The 20841-nt window shown below is 62.6% G+C and carries 19 protein-coding genes and 1 pseudogene; 17 read left to right on the top strand and 3 right to left on the bottom strand.

Going from position 1 to position 20841, the window contains the following annotated elements; genetic code table 11:
• Positions 1-6: 6 nt before the first annotated feature.
• The 3 genes from rnc to ftsY are packed head-to-tail and all read left to right on the top strand — an operon-like array spanning position 7 to position 5278.
• A complete protein-coding gene (rnc, locus tag ACYVRZ_RS02020; RefSeq protein ID WP_461224350.1) occupies positions 7-711 on the top strand; it encodes a ribonuclease III in 705 nt (234 codons plus the stop codon).
• A gap of 4 nt (positions 712-715) precedes the next feature.
• Positions 716-4258, top strand: coding sequence for a chromosome segregation protein SMC (gene smc / locus ACYVRZ_RS02015; RefSeq protein ID WP_461224348.1), 3543 nt, complete (start codon positions 716-718; stop codon positions 4256-4258).
• An 18-nt stretch (positions 4259-4276) separates the two neighbouring features.
• Positions 4277-5278: a signal recognition particle-docking protein FtsY gene (gene ftsY / locus ACYVRZ_RS02010; protein ID WP_461224347.1), complete on the top strand. Its 1002-nt coding sequence runs from the start codon at positions 4277-4279 to the stop codon at positions 5276-5278.
• A gap of 36 nt (positions 5279-5314) precedes the next feature.
• Here the strand turns inward: ftsY and ACYVRZ_RS02005 are convergent, their stop codons facing one another.
• Positions 5315-5629, bottom strand: coding sequence for a hypothetical protein (locus tag ACYVRZ_RS02005; RefSeq protein ID WP_461224345.1), 315 nt, complete (start codon positions 5627-5629; stop codon positions 5315-5317).
• A 174-nt stretch (positions 5630-5803) separates the two neighbouring features.
• Here ACYVRZ_RS02005 and ACYVRZ_RS02000 point away from each other — a divergent pair, with 174 nt between their 5' ends.
• Both ACYVRZ_RS02000 and ffh read left to right on the top strand, forming a co-directional pair.
• The gene (locus ACYVRZ_RS02000; RefSeq protein WP_262316233.1) at positions 5804-6145 is read left to right on the top strand and encodes a putative DNA-binding protein; all 342 of its coding nucleotides are present in this window, start codon (positions 5804-5806) and stop codon (positions 6143-6145) included.
• A 12-nt stretch (positions 6146-6157) separates the two neighbouring features.
• Positions 6158-7594, top strand: a complete 1437-nt coding sequence (gene ffh, locus ACYVRZ_RS01995; protein ID WP_461224343.1) for a signal recognition particle protein — start codon at positions 6158-6160, stop codon at positions 7592-7594.
• Positions 7595-7680: 86 nt separating this feature from the next.
• Here ffh and ACYVRZ_RS01990 read toward each other — a convergent pair whose 3' ends face one another.
• The gene (locus tag ACYVRZ_RS01990) at positions 7681-8205 is read right to left on the bottom strand and encodes a GNAT family N-acetyltransferase (protein ID WP_461224341.1); all 525 of its coding nucleotides are present in this window, start codon (positions 8203-8205) and stop codon (positions 7681-7683) included.
• Between the two features lie 111 nt (positions 8206-8316).
• On the opposite strand from ACYVRZ_RS01990, the gene ACYVRZ_RS01985 reads away from it, so the two are divergent.
• From ACYVRZ_RS01985 to ACYVRZ_RS01965, 5 genes and pseudogenes are all read left to right on the top strand, one after another.
• Positions 8317-8793 carry a hypothetical protein gene (locus ACYVRZ_RS01985; RefSeq protein ID WP_461224339.1) on the top strand — a complete coding sequence of 159 codons (477 nt, stop codon included), beginning with the start codon at positions 8317-8319 and terminating at the stop codon, positions 8791-8793.
• Positions 8794-9128: 335 nt separating this feature from the next.
• Positions 9129-10919, top strand: a complete 1791-nt coding sequence (gene spxB / locus ACYVRZ_RS01980; RefSeq protein ID WP_461224337.1) for a pyruvate oxidase — start codon at positions 9129-9131, stop codon at positions 10917-10919.
• Positions 10920-10936: 17 nt separating this feature from the next.
• Positions 10937-11677 (top strand): FAD synthetase family protein, encoded by a 741-nt coding sequence (locus ACYVRZ_RS01975; protein WP_461224335.1) that lies wholly within the window; start codon positions 10937-10939, stop codon positions 11675-11677.
• A gap of 88 nt (positions 11678-11765) precedes the next feature.
• Positions 11766-12491, top strand: a pseudogene (locus ACYVRZ_RS01970) (PAS domain-containing protein); the annotation flags it as partial.
• Entirely contained in the window at positions 12491-13411 is a 921-nt protein-coding gene (locus ACYVRZ_RS01965) for an FAD:protein FMN transferase (RefSeq protein ID WP_461224333.1), read from the top strand. The pseudogene ACYVRZ_RS01970 and the gene ACYVRZ_RS01965, both read left to right, overlap by 1 nt.
• Positions 13412-13524: 113 nt before the next feature.
• Here ACYVRZ_RS01965 and ACYVRZ_RS01960 read toward each other — a convergent pair whose 3' ends face one another.
• Entirely contained in the window at positions 13525-14352 is an 828-nt protein-coding gene (locus tag ACYVRZ_RS01960; protein ID WP_461224331.1) for an AraC family transcriptional regulator, read from the bottom strand.
• A 90-nt stretch (positions 14353-14442) separates the two neighbouring features.
• On the opposite strand from ACYVRZ_RS01960, the gene ACYVRZ_RS01955 reads away from it, so the two are divergent.
• The 7 genes from ACYVRZ_RS01955 to ACYVRZ_RS01925 all read left to right on the top strand — a co-directional run bounded on the left by ACYVRZ_RS01955 (position 14443) and on the right by ACYVRZ_RS01925 (position 20840).
• Complete coding sequence (locus ACYVRZ_RS01955) at positions 14443-16155, top strand: glycoside hydrolase family 2 protein (RefSeq protein ID WP_461224329.1); 1713 nt, start codon at positions 14443-14445, stop codon at positions 16153-16155.
• A gap of 74 nt (positions 16156-16229) precedes the next feature.
• Positions 16230-16973 carry a peroxide stress protein YaaA gene (gene yaaA, locus ACYVRZ_RS01950; protein ID WP_461224327.1) on the top strand — a complete coding sequence of 248 codons (744 nt, stop codon included), beginning with the start codon at positions 16230-16232 and terminating at the stop codon, positions 16971-16973.
• A gap of 111 nt (positions 16974-17084) precedes the next feature.
• On the top strand, positions 17085-17360 hold the full coding sequence (rpsP, locus tag ACYVRZ_RS01945) for a 30S ribosomal protein S16 (RefSeq protein WP_225047495.1): 276 nt from the start codon (positions 17085-17087) through the stop codon (positions 17358-17360).
• 8 nt (positions 17361-17368) lie between these two features.
• Positions 17369-17617, top strand: a complete 249-nt coding sequence (locus ACYVRZ_RS01940) for a KH domain-containing protein (protein ID WP_461224325.1) — start codon at positions 17369-17371, stop codon at positions 17615-17617.
• 51 nt (positions 17618-17668) lie between these two features.
• Positions 17669-18187: a ribosome maturation factor RimM gene (gene rimM / locus ACYVRZ_RS01935; protein WP_461224323.1), complete on the top strand. Its 519-nt coding sequence runs from the start codon at positions 17669-17671 to the stop codon at positions 18185-18187.
• Positions 18177-18929, top strand: a complete 753-nt coding sequence (trmD, locus tag ACYVRZ_RS01930) for a tRNA (guanosine(37)-N1)-methyltransferase TrmD (protein WP_461224321.1) — start codon at positions 18177-18179, stop codon at positions 18927-18929. The genes rimM and trmD overlap by 11 nt, the downstream gene beginning before the upstream one ends.
• Positions 18930-19103: 174 nt before the next feature.
• Positions 19104-20840, top strand: coding sequence for an ABC transporter ATP-binding protein (locus ACYVRZ_RS01925; RefSeq protein ID WP_461224319.1), 1737 nt, complete (start codon positions 19104-19106; stop codon positions 20838-20840).
• The last annotated feature ends 1 nt before the right edge of the window (position 20841 follow it).

Genomic DNA, 20841 nt, shown 5'->3' with positions numbered 1-20841 from the left:
TACATTATGGTTGCATCGGAGTTTGTGAGTGAGCTGAGGCAGCGTTACGGCATCGAGTTTCACGACCTGGCGCTGCTCGACGAGGCCTTCACCCACTCCTCGTACGTCAACGAGCACAAGGAATTGGGGCTCAAGGACAATGAGCGCCTCGAGTTTTTGGGCGATGCGGTGCTCGAAATCACCGTGTCGGACTACCTGTACCGTCACTTTCCTGACCTGCCAGAAGGCAAGCTGACCCGCATGCGGGCCGCCATTGTGCAGACGAAGAGCTTCTCGGCGTTCGCCAAGGAGGCCCACTTCGATCAGTACATCAAATTGGGCAAAGGCGAGGAAAATGCCGGTGCCCGGCAGCGCAAGACGCTGTTGGAGGACCTGTTTGAGGCGTTCAACGGGGCGCTTTACCTCGATCAAGGGCGCAAGGCCAACGTGCTGTTCGCCGAGCAGGTGATTTTCCCCAAAATCGCCGCCGGCCAGTTCGCCGCGAACATGGACCACAAAACCGCGCTGCAGGAGTTCGTCCAGCAAAACGGCGAGGTGGTCATCGCCTACGAGCTGCAAAGTTCGGCCGGACCGGCGCATGACCGCCAATTCCTGGTCGATGTCACCGTCGACGGCAAGGTCTTGGGGTCGGGCACCGGCAAGAACAAGAAGGCTGCGGAGCAGGCGGCGGCCAACGACGCGTTGACCAAGCTGCAGCAGCCGAGTGAGTGAGCGCATGCAATTAACACATCTGACAATCAGCGGCTTCAAGTCCTTCGCGGACAAAACCGAGATTGCATTCGTGCCGGGGTTGACCGGCATTGTCGGGCCCAACGGCAGCGGCAAAAGCAACATCACCGAGGCGATTCGCTGGGCTTTGGGCGAGCAAAGCGCCAAGAGCCTGCGCGGCGAGAAAATGGGCGACGTGATTTTCGCCGGCACCGCGCAACGCGCCGCCTTGAACCGCGCCGAGGTGATCATGACCTTCGACAACGCGGATGGGTACCTGAAGGATCAGCCGGCGACGGTCACGGTGTGTCGCCGGCTTTATCGTGACGGCGAGTCCGACTTTTTGATCAACAACCGCAACGTGCGGCTCAAAGACATCGTCGACTTGTTCATGGACTCGGGGCTGGGCAAGGAGTCCTTCTCCTTCATCTCCCAGGGCCGCGTCGAGGCGATTTTCAACTCCAAGCCCAAGGACCGCCGCGGCATCATCGAAGAGGCCGCCGGGGTCTTGAAGTACAAGCAGCAAAAGGAAAAGGCCGAGCAAAAGCTGCAGGAAACCGACGACAACCTGGACCGCGCCAACGACATCGTGACCGAGCTTTCCCGTCAGGTGACGCCCCTGGCCGAGCAAGCCTCGCTGGCGCGGGACTTTGAGCGGCAAAATGCCGACTACCAGACGGTTCACAAGAGCATCCTGGCGCTTGAAATTCAGCAGATGGCGGCCGAGCAGACCCAAGTGCAGGCCCAAAGTCAAGTCACCAAGCAGACGCTTAACGCCTTGGCGGATCAGCTCAAGCACTTGGAGGCCAAGTCCGAGACGCTGACTCAAGGCGACAACGACTTTGAGGCGCAGCTGACAACGGTGAACGACCAGCTACTCAGCCAGTCGATGCGGCTGGAGAACCTGAACGGCGAGGTCAAGCTGTCCGCCGAACGCGCCAGCAACGCCCAGGCAACGCTGGCGGAGCTCAAGCAACAGCTCGCGGCGGCGGCCGAACAGCAGACCGCCGCCCAAAAGCAGGTGACCGAGCTGACGGCCACGCAGCAGGCCCAGGCCAAAGACTACCAGCGGCTGCAGGCGCAAGCGGCGGCCCAGGCGGATTCGGCCGCCTCGCCGCAAGCCTTGAACACCGAGCTGGAGGCGGCGCAAACGCGCTACATCGACCTGCTGCAGCAGCAGGCGACGGTCAAAAACCAATTGAGCAGTGCCGAAAAAGACGCGCAGCTGGCCGCCTCTCAAAACCAGGCGGAAAACCAGCGGCGCCAGGCCCTGGCCGGCCAGGTCCAAGACCAAAAGGCCGTGGTTGACGACCTGCTTGCCCAGCACCAGGCGGCCCTAGCCGCGGTGGCCGCGGCCAAGGCCCAAGCGACTGAGGCCGAGCAGGCGGCGGCGACGGCTCAAGCCGACTACGCCGACGAAAGCGAGCGGCTGACTGCCGCCACGAGCATCTACCAACGCGCCAACGCGCGTTACGAGACGCTGCAGGAGCTGCGCGACGATTACGCGGGATTTTACGCCGGGGTTCGCGCCGTGCTGAAGCAAAAGGCCGCACTGCCCGGAGTGATCGGGGCGGTGGCCGAGCTGCTCGCCGTGCCGAGCCAGTACCAGCAGGCACTGGACGTTGCGCTGGGCGGCAGCCTGCAGGCGGTGGTGACCACCACCGAGCAGGCGGCCAAGCAGGGCATCACCTACCTGAAGCGAACCAAAAGCGGCCGGGCGACCTTCCTGCCGACCGCCGTGGTGCGGCCGCGGCTTTTGCCGGCCAACGTGCTGGCGCAGCTGCAGGGCCAGCCGGGGTTTATCGGCATCGGGGTTGACCTGGTGCGGTTTCGCGAGGAAGTGCGACCGGTCATGGCCAATCTGCTTGGCAGCCTGATCGTCGCGACCACCCTGGACGACGGCATTCGCCTGGCGAACCTGACCGGCCACCGCTACCGCATCGTCAGCCTGGATGGCGACATTCTGGCGCCGGGCGGGGCGCTGACCGGGGGCCAGACCAAAAAAACCGGCACCTCGCCGCTGGCACGTACCCAAGAGGTGACCGAGCTGCATGCCAGGCTGCGGGACATGACCGCGGCCCTGGCCAAGCAGCGCGAGCTCGTGGCCACCAAAAAGGCGGCGCTGACCGCGGCCGCAGCCGCCCTGGCCCCGGCCCGCGCGGCGGCCGAAGCGGCGCAGACGCACCTGGCCGAGCAGGCCGCCCAAAAGCAGTTGCAGGAAAGCGCCCTGGCGCAGCTCAAGCGCCAGGCCGAAGCGGCCGGGCTACAAGCAGCAGACGGCACGGACTTTGAGGCGGCGATCGCCAGGCTTCAACAGCAGGCCAAAGAGGTCGCCGCAGCGCTTGAGCAGACCAACCAGACCGTGGCCGATCTGAAGGCGCGGCTGAGCGTCGCGACTGCGGCGGCCAGCCAGACCCAGGCGACCCAAAGCCAGCTGGCGACCAAGCTCGCGGTGCTCAAGCAGGCCCAAGCGACCACCAAGGCCGCACTGGCCCAGGCGAACCAGGCGAGCACCGATGCGACCGCCAAGCACAAGCAGCTGGAGGAACGCATCGCCGGCATCACCGAGGCGGCCGCAACCGGCCAACACGCCGCAGGCAACGCCGCGACGATTGCGGCGCTTGAGCGCAAGCTGGCCGACTTGCACCGCACCCACGACCAGCTGGTCAAGGACAAGGCGGCCAACCGCGACGCCTTGAGCCGCGTCTCTGCGGCCATCACCACCGCCTACACCAAGCAAAAGGCGGCGATGGCCGAATCCGAGCAGCAAGGCATCAGCCTCAACCGCCTGAAGATTCACCTGAACGACCACCTCGCCACGCTGGCCGACACCTACCAGCTGACCTTCGAGGCGGCGCTTGAAAAGACCACGGCGCAAGCCGCCGACCTGCCGGTGCTCAAGAGCCGGCTGAAGCTGTTGCGCCGCGGCCTGGACGAGCTGGGGCCGATCAACCCCAACGCGATTGCCGAGTACGACAACGTCAAGGCACGTTATGATTTTCTCACCAAACAGCAAACCGACCTGCTGGAGGCCAAGGACATGCTGCTCAAAACGATGGGCGAGCTCGATTCGGAGGTCGCAACGCGCTTTGAGGACATGTTCAACAAGACCAACGCCGCCTTCACCGAGATTTTCCCGCGGATGTTCGGCGGCGGCACCGCGCATCTGGCCCTGACCGAGCCGGATGACCTGCTGAACACCGGCATCGAGATTTCGGCCCAGCCGCCTGGCAAAAAGCTGCAGCGGCTGTCGCTTCTGTCCGGGGGTGAACGGGCCCTGACGGCGATCGTCTTGCTGTTTGCCATTTTGCAGGTGCGGCCGGTGCCGTTCTCCATTCTCGACGAGGTGGAGGCCAGCCTCGACGAGGTCAACGTCAATCGCTTCGGCGAGTTCTTGAAGCACTATAGCTCGGACACACAGTTCATCGTCATCACGCACCGCCGCGGCACGATGCTTGCGGCCAACATGCTGTACGGGGTGACCATGCAAGAGTCCGGGGTGTCCAGCATGGTGGCCGTGTCATTGGATCAGCTGGCCACCGACAGTTAGTCACCTAAGGAGGAAGCAATGGGATTATTCGATCGAATCAAGAAGGCCTTTGGCGGTGGTGAGCCGGAAACCAAGGCCGTCGAAAAGTACGACGCCGGGCTTGAGAAGAGCCGCGACACGTTTTCGGCCAAGCTCAACGCCTTTTTCGCCGGCTTTCGCACCGTCGACGAGGACTTTTTCGACGACCTGGAGGAAATGCTGATCGGCGCCGACGTCGGTTACGAAATCGCGGTGCAGCTGACCGACGAGCTGCGCGACTCGGTCAAGCTGCAAAACGCCAAGCGGCCGGAAGAGGTCTCGCAGGTGGTGGTCCAAAAGTTGGTCGACCTGTACGGCGAGGCCGGAGAAGCCGAGGACAACACGCTGCACTACGCGGCGGCTGGCCCGACCGTCTTCTTGTTCGTCGGGGTCAACGGCGCCGGCAAAACCACGACCATCGGCAAGCTCGCACACCAGCTGCAGCAGGAAGGCAAGTCCGTGCTGCTGGCGGCCGGGGACACCTTCCGCGCCGGTGCCATCGCCCAGCTTGAGGAATGGGGCCGCCGCGACAACGTGCCGGTGGTGACCTCCGAACCCGGCGGCGATCCCGCCGCGGTGGTGTACGACGCGGTGCGGCGGGCCAAGGACGAGCAGGTCGATGTGCTGTTGGTCGACACCGCCGGCCGGCTGCAAAACAAGGTCAACCTGATGAACGAGCTGGACAAGATTCGCCGCGTGATCGTGCGGGAGCTGCCCGATGCGCCGCAGGAGGTCCTGCTGGTTTTGGACAGCACCACGGGGCAAAACGCGCTGAGCCAGGCCAAGGAGTTCAACCAGACCACCAAGGTGTCCGGCATCGTTTTGACCAAGCTGGACGGCTCCGGCAAGGGCGGCATCGTGTTGGCGATTCGCAACGCCTTGCACGTGCCGGTCAAGCTGGTGGGCTTGGGTGAGGGGATGGACGACCTGCAGCCGTTCGACCCCAACAAGTTCGTCTACGGGCTGTTCAAGGGGCTGATCAAGGCCCCGGACGCCGAATGAGGGCAAATTAAAAAGGGCCAGCCGGCCCTTTTTAATTTACGCAGCCGCCGACTTCTTCTCGCGGCCCAAGATGAGCTGCAGGAGAATCAAGACGACGTAGCCGATGATGATGAAGAACAAGAGCGGCCCGTTCGTGACGGAATCCACGAACCAGTACTTCTGCCAGGCCGTGTTGGACATCACGATGTCGAACACCACCGTGAAAATCAGGGTCAAGGCGTTCAGGATTGCGAAGAACCACAGGTTGCCGAACTCGCGGTTGTGAACGTAGATGGCGCTGAATACGATGTTCCAAGCACCCCAACCCAGCAATGCGCAGACGACGGCCCAGTAGATAATCGTTGCTACCATAGAAAGTCCCTCCATTTCATTGCCTCTTCATTCTAGCACGTTTGAAAGCGCAACACATCTCTTTTGTGAATGATTGCGCGAAGCGGCAGTGACGCGCCAATGCGCCGCGAGTCCGATTGACGCCGGCCGTGTGAATCGGTATCCTAATGTAAGACAAGCCAAAGGAATGACGACATGCAAATTGATAAGAATAACCGCATGAATTCGCTTTTTGAGTTCTACGGGGCGCTTTTGACCGACAAGCAGCACAGCTACCTCGAGCTTTACTACGGCGACGATTACTCACTGGGTGAAATCGCCACCGAGTTCGACGTCTCGCGCCAGGCGGTGTACGATAACATTCGCCGCACCGAGGCCAGCCTCGAGGAATACGAGGCCAAGCTGCACTTGCTGGCGAATTACCAGGCCCAAAATCAGGCGGTCGACGCCTTGGTGCTGTACGTTCACCAGCATTACGCAGAAGACGCCAAGCTGAGCACATTGTTGACGCGCGTTGCCGATCAGGCGGCGCGGTAGAAAGGATACGTTATGGCATTTGAAGGATTATCCGAGCGACTGCAAAAGGCCTTCGCCGGTCTGCGCCGCAAGGGCAAGGTCACCGAGGCGGATGTGCAAAGCACGATGCGCGAGATTCGCCTCGCGCTGCTGGAGGCCGACGTCAACTTCGGCGTGGTGAAGGACTTCATCAAGTCCGTGCGGGAGCAGGCGCTGGGCGCTTCGGTGCTGGAAAGCCTGACGCCGGGCCAGCAGATCATCAAAATCGTCAACGACGAGCTGGTCAAGACGATGGGCGAGGCGGCGGTGCCGCTCAACAAGTCGCCGCACATTCCGACGGTAATCATGATGGTCGGCCTGCAAGGGGCCGGGAAAACCACTACGGTCGGCAAGCTGGCCAAGTACCTGATTGAAGGCGAAAAGGCGCGGCCGCTTCTGATCGCCGCCGACGTTTACCGCCCGGCCGCGATTGAGCAGCTGCAGGTGGTCGGCCAATCCGTCGGGGTCCCGGTGTTTGAAATGGGCACCGATGTCGACCCGCGCGAAATCGTGCGGCAGGGGATGGCCCAGGCCGCGCTGCAGAAAAACGACTACGTGCTGATCGATACCGCCGGCCGCCTGCAGATCGACGAGAAGCTGATGACCGAGCTGGCCGACATCAAGGACCTCGCCCATCCTGACGAAATCCTGCTGGTGGTCGATGCGATGACCGGGCAGGCCGCCACCGAGGTTGCCGAGGGCTTCAACGCCCGGCTGGACCTCACCGGGGTCGTTTTGACCAAGCTGGACGGCGACACCCGCGGCGGGGCGGCGCTTTCGATTCGCGCGGTCACCGGCAAGCCGATCAAGTTCGTCGGCCAGGGCGAAAAGATGGACGCGCTGGACGTCTTTTACCCGGACCGCATGGCCAACCGGATTCTCGGCATGGGCGACATGCTGACGCTGATCGACAAGGCGCAAAAGACCTACGACGAGAAGCAGGCCCTTGAAGTCGCCGAGAAGATCAAGGAGAACAGCTTCGACTTCAATGATTTTCTCGACCAGATGGATCAGGTCTCCAACATGGGCTCCTTTGACGAAATCATGAAGATGATTCCGGGCCTGGCCAACAACCCGGCCATGAAGAACTTCCACGTCGACCCCAAAGACATCGCCCACCAAAAGGCGATTGTCTACTCGATGACCGCGGCGGAGCGCGAGAACCCGGACCTCTTGAACCCGAGCCGGCGGCGGCGCATCGCCGCCGGCTCCGGGCGGCCGATCGTCGAGGTCAACCGCATGATCAAGCAGTTCAACCAGTCCAAGCAGATGATGAGCCAGATGTACAAGGGCAACTTCAACGGCATGGAAGGCCTGATGGGCGGCGGGATTCAGGGCCGCCTGGGCAAGATGGCGATGAACAACATGATCCGCAAGCAAAAAAAGAACAAGAAAAAGCGCCTCAAAAACGTGAAGCGCTTCAAGTCCTAATCAGTTAACAACGCCGTCGCGGCCTGGTCGCGGCGGCGTTGTTTTGGTTACTGGCGGCGATGGCCGGCCCCTCGGTGGTTGGACCATTAACGCGACCAGTGGTCCGGCCGCAGTCGGCGGTACTGCACCATCTCGGTCGGCTGGTTCAGCTGATTGGGTTCTGTCAGATGCCCGACCAGCGCGAAGTCCAGCCGCTCGAGCAGCCGCCGCGATGGCCGGTTGGCGGCCCCGGTATAGCAGTCGAGGTTAACAAGCGTGGGTTCTTGGTGCCACAGCCGGGCAACGACCGCGGTCACCGCGGCCGTCATCAGGCCCTGCCCCTGGAAGGCCGGCAGCAGTCCGTAAGCTAGCTCGCAGGTGGTGCGAGCGTCATCAAACCCCCAGGCGCCGACCATGCCGACCGGGGTATTCGCCACGACAATCAGCCAGGTGCGGCTGGTGTTTGCGGCCTCGCCAACCAAAAGCCGGGTCAAAAAGGCCGTGGCGGCCGCCTGGGTCGCGGCCACCGGGCGGCCCTCGGCGGCGGCCAGCTGCGGGTCGCTACGGTAGCGCCAGAAAAAGTCGTGGTCTGCGGCGGTGGGGGGCCGCAGGGTCAGATTCGCTGCGTTCATGTGTTCGCTCCTTTGGAATGGCTTCATCAGGCCCAGTATACCACGCCTTGGCGAGCAGATTGCTCGCCAAGGCGGCGGCCAAGCGCGTAGTCTGGGGGTGGAGGTGAGGACATGACGGAATTTGATCACGAGTACTGGCGGTTGCGCGAGCGAACCCGGACGCGCCTGGTCGGCCCCGGGGTGCCTTGGGCCTACCCGTTGCCGGCCGGCGCGGTGTTTCGCCTGCTCGCGCAAGAGGCCCCGGCCGGCAGCCTCTTGATTGCGGCTAAGGGCTGGCGGCCGCGGCTGAGGCTGACCGAGCTCGATTTTTTGCAGCAGGCCGAGCCGGTGTCGGCCCAGGAATTCGCCGCCGCCCCGGCGCGGTATCACCGCTACTGGGAGCAGCTCGCGCCAGTTCACACCGGCGGTCACGTCAAGCTGCACCCAGGCGACCTGCTGGAGGTGCTGGGTCAGGCAACGGGCCCGGGCGGTGGGGTGATGGTGCAGCACAACGGGCGGCGCCGGTTGCGGCTGTCGGCCCAGGCCCTGATTGGCGCCGCCCGGCCGCTGAGCGCCGCCCAGTGGGAACGGCGCCGGCGCGGCCGTTAGCGGTGAAGGCGACCGGGTCTAATCGCCGGGTGGCGCGTCGGTTAACCGTCGCCGAGGCGGCCGTTGTGGCGCAGTGGTGGCCACGTGAGCAGATTTCTTGCCAGCGGTCGGGGGCAAGGGGACAATGGAGGCGGGTTAGCACGGTGGCTTGCGGTGACGACTAATACAGTTTTGTCAGTTTGGGGAAACAATCAGGATAGATGTAGATATGGCCAAATCCTTGAAGGGAGGCTAAACTAATCCTTGTAAAGCGGTTCCATGTCCGTTTCGGTTCCGTTATCACCAACTGTCCGCAATCAGATTTCATTCTTGATGAAACACATAGGAGGCTCATTATGGCACAAACAATCAGCGGCTCCGACGCCGTCCTCAAGGTCATCGAATCCTGGGGCGTCAATCACATTTACGGTTACCCGGGTGGTTCGTTCGACTCCACGATGAACGCGCTGCACAACCAGCAAGATAAGATTAAGTTCATCCAGGTTCGCCACGAAGAGGCCGGGGCCTTGGCCGCGGCGGCCGATGCGAAGCTCACCGGTCAAATCGGCGTCTGCTTTGGCTCCGCCGGCCCCGGCGCAGTTCACCTGCTCAACGGCCTGTACGACGCCAAAATTGACCGCGTGCCGGTTTTGGCCATCGTCGCTCAGGTGCCATCCAAGAACATGAACATCGACTTCTTCCAGGCGATGAACGAAGAGCCGATCTTCAACGACGTCGCGGTGTGGAACCGCACCGTCATGACGGCCCAAAGCCTGCCGAAGGTGATTGATGAGGCCATCCAGGAAGCCTACGAGAAGAAGGGGCCGGCCGTGGTCACGATTCCCAAGGACTTCGGCTGGGCACAGATCAAAGACAACTACGTCTCAAACGCCAACACCCAGATCACGCCTTACGCGATTCAGCCGGATCCGGTTCGCATCGACGAGGCCGTCGCGTTGATCAAGCAGGCCAAGGGCCCGATCATCTACTTTGGCCTGGGTGCCAAGCACGCTCGCAAGCAGCTGATCAAAGTCTCCGAGAAGTACAAGATGCCTTTGATCTCCTCGGTTTTGGCCAAGGGCGTTTTGGATGAAGACTATCCGGCCTACCTCGGCTCCACCGGCCGCGTCGCGCCCAAGCCCGGCGTTGAGGCCGCGATGGCCGCGGACCTGATTCTGTGGGTCGGCAACGATGTGCCATTTGCCAGCATGCTGTTCAACCCGAACGCCAAGGTCATCCAGATTGACATCGAAAGCACCAAGCTGGGCAAGCGCCGCCACAACGACGTCGCCATTTTGGCCGATGCCAAAGAAGCGCTCAAGGCGATCTACAAGGCCGGCACCGAGTCCAAGGCGACACCGCTTTACGAAGCCTGCATCGCTAACAAGAAGAACTGGGTTGACTGGCAGGACAGCTTCAAGGATTCCAGCGAGTCCCCAGTTCGTCCGGAGCCCATCTTTGATGTGCTGAACAAGACGGCTTCGGATAAGGCGGTTTGGGCCATCGATGTCGGCAACGTCAACATCAACTTCGAGCGGCTTTTGGACATCAAGCACACGATGAAGTGGACCACCTCCGGGAAGTATGCGACCATGGGTTACGGGCTGCCGGCCGCCATTGCGGCCAAGGTTTCCTACCCGGACCGCGACGTCTACTCCCTGTCCGGTGACGGCGGGTTTGCGATGCTTTGCGAGGAGATTTTGACTCAGGCCAAGTACGGGCTGCACATCGTCAACGTCGTCTTCTCCAACGCCACGCTTGGCTTCATCGAGGCCGAGCAGCGCGACGACTCGCACCAGCCGCTGTCCGGGGTCGACATTCCGGATACCGACTGGGCCACGGTCGGCGAGGGGATGGGGGCCAAGGCCTACACCGTCCACGACAAGGCCGAATTCCATTCGGCAATCGACGACGCCAAGAACACGGATCTGCCGGTGGTCATCGACGTCAAGCTGACGCACAAGATGCCGTTCACTACGCAGCACATGTTCATCGACCCGGCCTACCAGGACCAAAAACAGATCGACGAATTCGTGCAAAAGTACGATGCTCAGGCACTCCGGCCGTTCCGCGCCTTCCTCAAGGAGGCTAAGGACGCGCAGCTTGCGCAAGCCGTTGCCAAGAAAAGCGGCAAGAAGAACAAGTAGTCAGGAGGACTTGACGCATGGACGTGACGACGCTCGATTACCAATCGCTTCATCAACTTTCAAAAGTCGCGCCTTGCGTCTTGGCTCTTGGCTTCTTCGATGGGGTTCACCGCGGTCACCGGCGCGTGATCGAAACGGCGCGGCTGGCCGCCCGGCGGTCCGGCCTAGCGCTTTCGGTCATGACCTTCGACCGCCACGCCGCTTCCGTTTTCGGCGGCCGCCCCGTCCGCTACCTGACCACCGTCGCCCAAAAGGCTGAGCTGATGGCCCAGCTGGGGGTCGACCACCTGTACGTGATGCGCTTCACCCGCGATTTCGCCGCGCTGACCCCGCAGGCCTTCGTGACCGACTGCCTGGTGCCGCTTGGCGCCAAGCAGGTGGTGGCCGGCTTCGACTACACCTTCGGCCGCGGCGGCACCACCACGGCGGCGGCCCTGCCGGGGCTGGCCGCCGGCCGATTCACGACCACGGTGGTGCCCAAGCTGACCGCGTCGCACCAAAAAATTTCGTCGACCCGCATTCGCGAGCTGATCGGGCGCGGCGACTTCGCCGCCGCCGAGGCCTTGCTGGGCCACCCGTACCAAGTTGTGGCGCCTGCCTTGCAGCAGTTACCTCCTAATGGCTGCTACGAGGCGGAGGACCAACGCGGTCGGGTGGTGACGGTGAGCGTGTCGGCCGCGGGGCAGTTGGTCTCGGCCGGGCTTGGACCGTTGCGTTTCTTGCGCCGCACCGCGCTGTTGCAGGTGGTCGGCGAGTAAGAAAAAAGCCCAGTTGACTGGGCTTTTTCCATGACACTTGTCCCGGTGGCGGTTGCTGCGGGACTCAGGAGGATAAATCATGACGAGTAAACCAGAATACGATGGCACCTACATCCAGTTTCCTACCGGCCGGCTGACGCTGACCGAGGTGCAGCAGATTTTCAGCACCATTCCCTTTGAGATCGACCTGATCGACCACACGGATCACTTCACGTGGTACTCTGACAAGCCGAACCGCGAGCACGTTCGCACGGTCGATCAGCTCAACGAAACCGTGGCGCAATGCCACCCGGCCCGGGTGCTGCCGGTGGTGATGGGCATCATCAACAGCTTCAAGGATGGCTCCCGCGACTTCGTGGCGCGGCCTTTGATGATGCACGGCCACCGCGTCTACATCCAGTACTACGCGCTGCGCGACGTCGACGGCACCTACCTGGGTACCATCGAGTTCACCGGCTCCGTTGAGGCGATTTTGACCGCCTACGAGAACGGCGGCTGGTCCGATGCCTCCACCGGCGCCTCCAAGGCCGACGGCAAAACCGGCACGGTCGATGCGACCAGCGGCGCCTCCGAAGAAACGGCCGCGCCAGCGCCGCAGGCCGATGCGACCAGCGGCGCCTCCGAGGAAGAGGCAGCGCCAGCGCCGACGGTCGATGCAACCAGCGGCGCCTCTGAGGAAGAGGCAGCACCGCAGGTCGATGCGACCAGTGGCGCCTCCGAGGAAGAAGCGGCCCCTAAGGCCGATGCGACCAGCGGCGCCTCCGAAGGCCCGGCCACGGCGGGCAAGCCCGGTCCGTTCACGTACGATCTGTAATGACGACGAAGCGAGTTAAAACCCTCCACGCCTTGGGGACACGCATCAACCTGACCGTGTTCGGCGAGCTGGACGACGCGGCGCTCGATGCCGCGGCGGCGTTGATCAACCGCGAGGAGGACCGCCTGACGGTCAACCGGGCCCAGTCGGAGGTGATGGCCGTCAACCACGCCGCCGGCAGCGCCGCGGTGGCGGTATCAAGCGCGACTTACGGCCTGATTCGCACGGCCGCGGCGGCCAGCCGCGAAGACTTTGGCTTCAACGCGCTGATTGGACCCTTGGTCAAGCTGTGGAAAATCGGCTTCACCGGCGCCAACGTACCGGACGGGCTGGCAATTGCGGCGCGGTTGGCCCTGAGCGACCCTTCCGGCGTGGTTTTGGACGATCAGACTCACACCGTGAAGCTGGCGCATCCGGGGATGGAGCTTGACCTCGGCGGCATCGCCAAGGGCTTCATCGCCGATCAGATTCGGGCACTGTGGGGGGCCTACGGCGTCGCCGCCGGCATCATCGACCTCGGTGGTAACCTGCTGTTCGTCGGCGCGTCCCCGCGGCGCGAGGACGGCAAGTGGGTGATCGGGGTGCAAGACCCCGGCAAGTCCCGCCACACCGATCTGGGCTGCACGATTTTGCCTGCCTGCTCGGCCGTGACCTCCGGCATCTACGAACGGTTCTTAGTCAAGGACGGTAAGAAGTACCACCACCTGATGGACCCTCGCACCGGCTACCCGCTTCAAACCGAGCTGGCCGGCGTCACGGTGTTCACCAAGGACTCGATTCAAGGCGAGCTCGAGGCCAAACGCCTCTTCTTCGCCGGCGCTGCCGTGCCGGGCTGGCTGGATGACCCGACCCACCTGGGGGCGGTCTTCGCCTACCAGGATGGCCACACCGAAGTCATCGGCACCACCATCAGCAAGTGAAAACAGCGCGGCGTCTTCAATGGGCGTCGCGCTGTTTGCGTGCGGGCGGTGGCGCCGGTTCCACCAGCGGGGCGGCTTTTGGCCGGTTGGCGTGAGCCGGCCGCCACCGGGGCTTAGCCTGCCGTCGCCTGGCGCCGCCACTCGCCGGGTCGCACCCCCGTGGCTCGGGTGAAGGCGTTGGAGAAGTAATGGGCGTCGGCGAAGCTCAGTCGCGCGGCGATGGCGGCCACTGGTAGGCTGGTGTGGCGCAGCAGGGTTTTGGCCATCGCGATGCGGCGGTCTTGCAGGTAGGCGTAGGGCGTGGTTTGGTAGGCCTTTTTGAACTGGCGGGTCAGCTGTGACGCCGACAGGTTGACCAAGGCGGCCAGCTGGGCGATGGTCACCGGCTCTTCCAGGTGGTTGTCGAGGTAGCCCCGCACCACCGTGGCTAAGGGTGCCTGCTGCACCCGCGCGTGGGTCTGGGCGAAGGCGTGCAAGGCGGCAAACAGCCGGTGGATGGCCAAACTGCCGTCCAGCCCCCGCGCCGCCGGGCTCAGCGTGGCATCGGCGCAGCTGTGCAGCAAGCCGTCGAGCGTCGGGCCGGTGTCGAGATTGGCGAACACGACCTGACCGGCCAGCTGATAGGCGGCAAATAGCTGCACCGGCACCGCGCCGGCAAAGTTCACCCAGCGCTTTTGCATCGGGGCGTGGGGGTCGGACCAGTAGCGGTGGTCGGCCCCCAGCGGCAGCAGGTAGGTGTCGCCGGCCTGCACCACGTGGCGGGTGCCGTCGACCTCAATCACGCCGCGGCCGGCGTCGACGTGTTCGAGGCAAAAAACCGCGGCGTGGGGCCGCTCGACATGGTAGGTGGCAAAGGGGTAGGTGACCCCGGCCAGTTCGATCCAAAAAAGGGCGGGGTCTTCGAACTGGCTGGGTAAGAAGCTGTAGATCAATTCCTTCATGCGGTTATTCCTCACTTTTGTAAGCGAATGCACTCTTGTCTGTGCCTCAGCATACGCTAAACTGGAGTCAAAATAAAGCGGAGGTGCAACATGACAATTCCTCGTCCCGAATTTCCAGAACCGATGATGCAACGGACCCAGTGGCAGAACCTGAACGGCCAGTGGGATTTTCTGATCGATGCCGCCGACTCCGGCCGCGACCAACACTTTGAAACCACGGCCAGCTTTGATCGGCAGATCACGGTGCCGTACCCGCCTGAAGGCCAGCTCAGTGGCATCGGCAACGTCGACTTCATGGCCGCGGTGTGGTACCGCCGCCACTTCACCGTGACCGCGGCCCAGCGCCAGCAGGTGGTGCGGCTGCACTTCGGCGCGGTCGACTACCACGCCACGGTGTTCGTCAACGGTCAGGTGGTCGGCCAGCACGACGGCGGCTTCGTGCCGTTTGCCTTTGACATTCAGGCCCAGCTGCAAGACGGCGACAACACCTTGGTGGTTTGCGCCCAAGACGACATTCGCAGCGGCAAGCAGCCGGGCGGCAAGCAGAGCCACCTTTACCAGTCGCACGGCTGCGATTACACCCGCACCACCGGCATCTGGCAGACCGTGTGGCTGGAATTTCTGCCTCAGGTCCGGGTGGAGACGCTGCACCTGACCCCGGATGTCGCAAGCCAAAGCGTGACCGCCCAGCTGACCTTGGCCGGGCGAGGCGACTTGACCGTCGCGGTGAGCTACGCCGGAGAAGCGATGGGGACAGCCCATGTCGGCCCGGCGAGTGGCACCGTCACGGTGGCCGTGCCGCTGGCCGCGGCGCATCTGTGGGAAATCGGGCACGGGCGGCTGTACGACGTCACGGTCACTTTCGGCGCCGATCAGCTCAAGAGCTACTTCGGGCTGCGCAGCGTCGCCTTTGACGGTGAGAAGTTCCGCCTGAATGGTAAGTCCGTCTTCCAGCGGCTGGTGCTCGACCAAGGCTTTTACCCGACCGGCATTTTCACCGCGCCGGACGATGAGACCTTCGTGCAAGACATTCAGCGCAGCGTGGCCTGCGGCTTCAACGGGGCCCGGTTGCACCAAAAAGTGGTGGATCCGCGCTACCTGTACCACTGTGACGCCGCCGGTTACCTGGTGTGGGGCGAAATGGCCAGCTGGGGCATCGACATGGCGGCCGCCGATGGGCTTTACCACTTCCTGCCGGAGTGGCTGGCCGCCGTGCAGCGCGACTGGAACCACCCGAGCATCGTGACCTGGTGCCCGTTCAACGAGACCTGGGACATCGACGGGCGGCCGCAGCGGCGAGACGCCGTGGCCATCGTCTACCAGGCGACCAAGGCGCTAGACGCCACGCGGCCTTGCGTCGACACCAGCGGCAACTACCACGGCGTCACCGATCTGTACGATGTGCATGACTACGCCCAGGACCCGGCGGTGATGGCCCAGCACTTCGACGGCGAGCAGGCGCAAAACGGCGCTTTTTGGGACGAGCACGCGGCCCGGCAGCACTACCAAGCCGGCCAGCCGATTGCGGTGTCCGAATACGGCGGCATCAAGTGGGCGCCGACTGCCGCCCAAGGCGAGGCCTGGGGCTACGGTGAGCCGACCGACGCGGCGGCCTTTGTCGCCCGCTACCGCGGCCTGACCGAGGTCTTGCTGGCCAACCCGCACATCTGCAGCCTCTGCTACACCCAGCTTTACGACGTCGAGCAGGAACGCAACGGTCTGTACTACTACGACCGCACCCCGAAGTTCGCCCCTGAGCAGTTCGCCGCCATCAACCGGCAAAAGGCGGCAATCGAGGACTGAGCGCCAGACAACAAGCGGCTTGCCGCTTGTTTTTTTGGCCGCCGACCGGTATCGTGGAGGCAAAGGAGTTCGCCATGCAAATCATCATCGCCCCCGCCAAGAAAATGGTGGTGGCTCAAGACACTTTCGCAGTCCAGGGCCAGCCGCAGTACCTGCAAGAAGCCGCAACGCTGCTTGCGGCCATGCAGCGGCTGAGCCTAAAGGAGGCCCAGGCGCTTTGGCGCTGTAGCGACCAGCTCGCGCAGGCGGCCTACCGAAGGCTTTTGGCCACCACCTTGGCCGGACCGCAGACGCCGGCGCTGTTGGCCTTCAGTGGGCTGGCCTACCAGGCGATGGCCCCGGACCTGTTCACCGAACCGGCGCTGGCTTTTGCGCAGGCCAACTTGCGCATCCTCTCGGGCTTTTACGGGGTGCTTCGGCCCTTCGACGGGGTGGTGCCGTACCGGCTGTCTTTGGACGAGCGGCTGGCCGTCGGTGATCACCGCGACCTTTACGCGTTTTGGGGGGCGCGGCTGTATGCGGCGCTTGATTTCGGCCACGGACCGGTGCTCGATCTGGCGTCCAAGGAGTACAGCCGCGCCGTGGTGCCTTACCTGAAGCCTGGCGAGGCGCTGGTGGCGGTGGTGTTCGCCCAGCTGGTCGACGGCCGGCCCAAGGTCAAGGCCACCCTGGCCAAGCAGGCGCGAGGCGCCATGGTGCGGTATTTGGCCGAGCACCAGGTGACCACGCTGGCCGGCGTCACCGGCTTCGACGATCCGCGCTACCGGTTCGACCCCGAATGCTCAAGCGACCGCGAGCTGGTGTTCATTCAGCGGTAGGCGGCGCGGAAATTTGGTCATTTTTTTGGGGTTGTAAAGAAAAACCTCTTTACACGCCTATGAATCTTTGCTATTATTTTGAGGTTGAGAAATTTACAGGAGGTGGACTTAATGGCAGTTAAAATTCGTTTGAAGCGGATGGGTTCCAAGCGTAAGCCTTTCTACCGCGTCGTGGTTGCTGATTCTCGCTCCCCACGCGATGGCCGGTTTATCGAATCCGTCGGTTACTACAACCCGTTGACCGAACCAGTTGACTTGAAGCTGGACGAAGACAGCATCTTGGATTGGCTTCAAAAAGGCGCACAGCCTTCCGATACCGTTCGCAACTTGCTTTCCAGCAAGGGTTTGATGCAGAAGTATCACGAAGCGCGCTTCACTAAGAAGTAGGGGATAATGTGGACATCGCGGCATTGATCCAAGCCATCGTGACGCCATTAGTCACCCACCCCGAGGCCGTGACCGTCACGCCGCACGAAACGGCGGACTACATGGCCTTTGATTTGACGGTTGCCCCGGACGATGTCGGTCGTGTGATCGGCAAGAGCGGCCGGGTCGCCCAGGCAATCCGCACGATTGTCTACGCCGTCAAATCACCATATACCAAGCGGGTGCGCCTGAACATCATGGACGCGCCGCATGACTAAAAACGACCGGCGAAAGCTGGCCGTTTTTTGCATAACCAATAAGGAGAGTTTATGGCAAACCTTTATCACGTTGGCAAAATCGTCAACACACACGGCATCCGCGGCGAGCTCAAGGTCGTGCCGATCACCGATTTTCCGGAGACGCGCTTCGCCAAGGGCAGCAAGCTGGTGATCGAGACCACCCCTAACGTGGCGGTGGAAGTCGCCCAAAGCCGCCAGCAAAAGGGCATGTACCTGCTGACGCTGAAGGGTTACACCGACATTAACGCGGTGCTGCCGTTCAAGGGCCAGGTGCTGTCCGTGGCCGAATCCGAAATGCAGGACCTGGGTGATGGCGAGTATTACTACCACGACATCATCGGCCTGACGGTGATCGACCAAAACGACCAAGTGCTGGGTCAGGTCAGCGAAATCCTGAGCCCGGGGCCCAACGACGTGTGGGTGATTCCGCGGCCGGGGAAGCCCGACGTGTTGCTGCCGTTCTTGAACAGCGTGGTGTCGCGCATCGACCTTACGGCACACACCGCGTGGGTGATCGTGCCGGAAGGACTGATCGACGATGCGGATTGAGGTGCTGTCGCTGTTTCCCGACATGTTCGCGCCGCTGACCCAAAGCATCATCGGCAAGGCGCTGGACAAGTCGCTGCTGGATTTTGACGTGATCGATTTTCGCCAGTACAGCCACGACAAGCACAACCACGTCGACGACACGCCGTACGGTGGCGGCGCGGGGATGCTGCTGAAGCCCGAGCCGATTTTTGAGGCGATGGACGACCTGACGGCGGCCCATCCCGGCCCCAAGCGCGTGATCTTGCTGGACCCGGCCGGTCGGCGCTTCGACCACGTCGCGGCCAAGGAGCTGGCGGGAGCCGACCACCTGGTGTTCATCTGCGGCCACTACGAAGGTTACGACGAGCGGATCCGCAGCTTGGTGACCGATGAATTCTCCATCGGCGACTTCGTCTTGACCGGCGGCGAGCTGCCGGCGATGATGATGATCGACGCGACGCTGCGCTTCGTGCCCGGCGTCTTGGGCAACGCCGAAAGCGCGGCGACCGACAGCTTCGAAGACGGGCTGTTGAACTACCCGGAGTACACGCGCCCGGCCGAGTACCGCGGCATGGCGGTGCCGGCCGTGCTGCAAAACGGTAATCACCAGCTCATTGCGCAGTGGCGGCTCAAGGAGTCGCTGCGGCGAACCTACCAGCGCCGCCCGGACCTCTTGGCCCAGCTGGACCTAGACAAGAATGCCCAAAAGCTGCTGCGGGAAGTCGAGCGCGAGGCGCGAACCATTGTGGCCCCTGACGACTGACCAGGGTACGTAGCAAAGCCGAATCCATTAGGGGTTCGGCTTTTTTCGTGGCCGGACGGGCGATACTCACAAAAATAAAAAAATAATTTACAGCGGCAAGCAAACGGCGTATAATCCAAGTTCGCTGCGCCTGGTTGGCCAGGCGAGACTCACCTGTGGAGGACAAACTAAAAGATGGTATTCAAGGCGATTGGAAAATACAAGTTGCTAGTCATCGCGGCCCTGGCCACGATGCTGCTGCAGGTCGGCGCTGCGCTGTGGCAGCCCAGTTACATGAAGAATATTTTGAGCGTGATGGCGGACATGAGCCTGTCGACCACTGGCAAAATCGACCGCATCTCCGGCTACGGCGTCGGCCTGCTGGTGATTGCGGCGGTGGGGTTGATCGGCTCGGTGCTCAACACCTTGGCGGCGGCCAAAATCGCTCAGGCGGTGTCGGCCGACCTGCGCGAGCAGACGTTCCGCAAGATTCAAACCTTCTCATATGAAGACATCGAGAAGTTCAAATCCGAAAACCTGGTCGTTCGTATGACCAACGACGTGAACCAGGTTCAGATGCTTCTGATGATGGTGTTTCAGGTGCTGATCCGGGTGCCGCTGCTGTTCATCGGCGCCTTCATCCTGTCGATTCTTACCATGCCGCGGCTGTGGTGGATCATCATCGTGATGGTGGTCTTGATCGTCTTGGTCACCGGCATTTCGATGGGGCGGATGGGGCCGCACTTCGCGGCCTTCCAAAGCCTGATGGACAAGATCAACGGCATCGCCAAGGACAACCTGCGCGGGGCGCGGGTGGTCAAGTCCTTCGTGCAGGAGAAGAACCAGGAAGCGGCCTTTGACGCGGCCTCGGACACCTTGAACGGACACAATCTGGCGGTCGGCTACACCTTTTCAACCATGATTCCGGCCTTCACGATCATCTCGCAGCTGGCGATTTTCGTCGCCATTTTGCTGGTGTCGAACTTTGTGACGGAATCGGCCAGCGTCGCCCAGGATCAGCTCGGCGGCATCATGTCCTTCATTCAGTACATGATGCAGATCATGTTCGCCATCATCATGGGCGGCATGATGTCGATGTTCGCCTCCCGCGGCTTCGTCTCCATCGGCCGCATTCAGGAGGTCTTGAACACTGAGACCTCAATGACCTACGACACGACGACCGACCAGGACCTGACGGGTGCAGTCGAGTTCGACCACGTCACCTTCGCCTATCCCAATGACGCGCAGCCGACGCTTCAAGACATCAGCTTCAAGCTGGCGCCTGGCGAAATGGTCGGGGTGGTCGGCGCCACCGGGGCCGGCAAGTCGACCTTGGCCCAGCTGATTCCCCGGCTGTTTGACCCGACCGTTGGCCGCGTATTGGTCGGCGGGGTCGACCTGCGCCACGTGTCGCAGGCGACGCTGCGGGCCACCGTGGCGATGGTGCTGCAAAAGGCCATCCTGTTTTCCGGCACCATCGCCGGCAACCTCAAGCAGGGCAAGCCCGACGCCACTGCCGGTGACATGGACCGCGCGGCCGGCATCGCCCAGGCCGCCGAGTTCATCGACCGGCTGCCCGAGCGTTACGACGCGCCGGTTGAGGAACGCGGCAACAACTTCTCGGGCGGCCAAAAGCAGCGGATGTCGATCACCCGCGGCGTGATCGGGGCCCCGAAGGTCTTGATCCTCGATGATTCGACCTCGGCCTTGGATGCCCGCTCCGAAAATCTGGTGCAAGACGCCTTCAACCGCGAGCTGAAGGGGACCACGACCATCATCATCGCCCAAAAGATTTCAAGCGTGGTTCACGCCGACAAAATTCTGGTGCTGTCCGAAGGCCACCTGGTGGCGGTGGGGACGCACCGCGAGCTGGTCGAAAGCTCGCCGGTTTACCAGGAAATCTACAACACCCAAAAGGCTAAGGAGGCTTAAG

The sequence above is a fragment of the Lacticaseibacillus suihuaensis genome, assembly GCF_054785075.1.
Note: the sequence above shows the minus strand (reverse complement) of the source record. Positions and strands in the feature narration are given on the sequence as shown.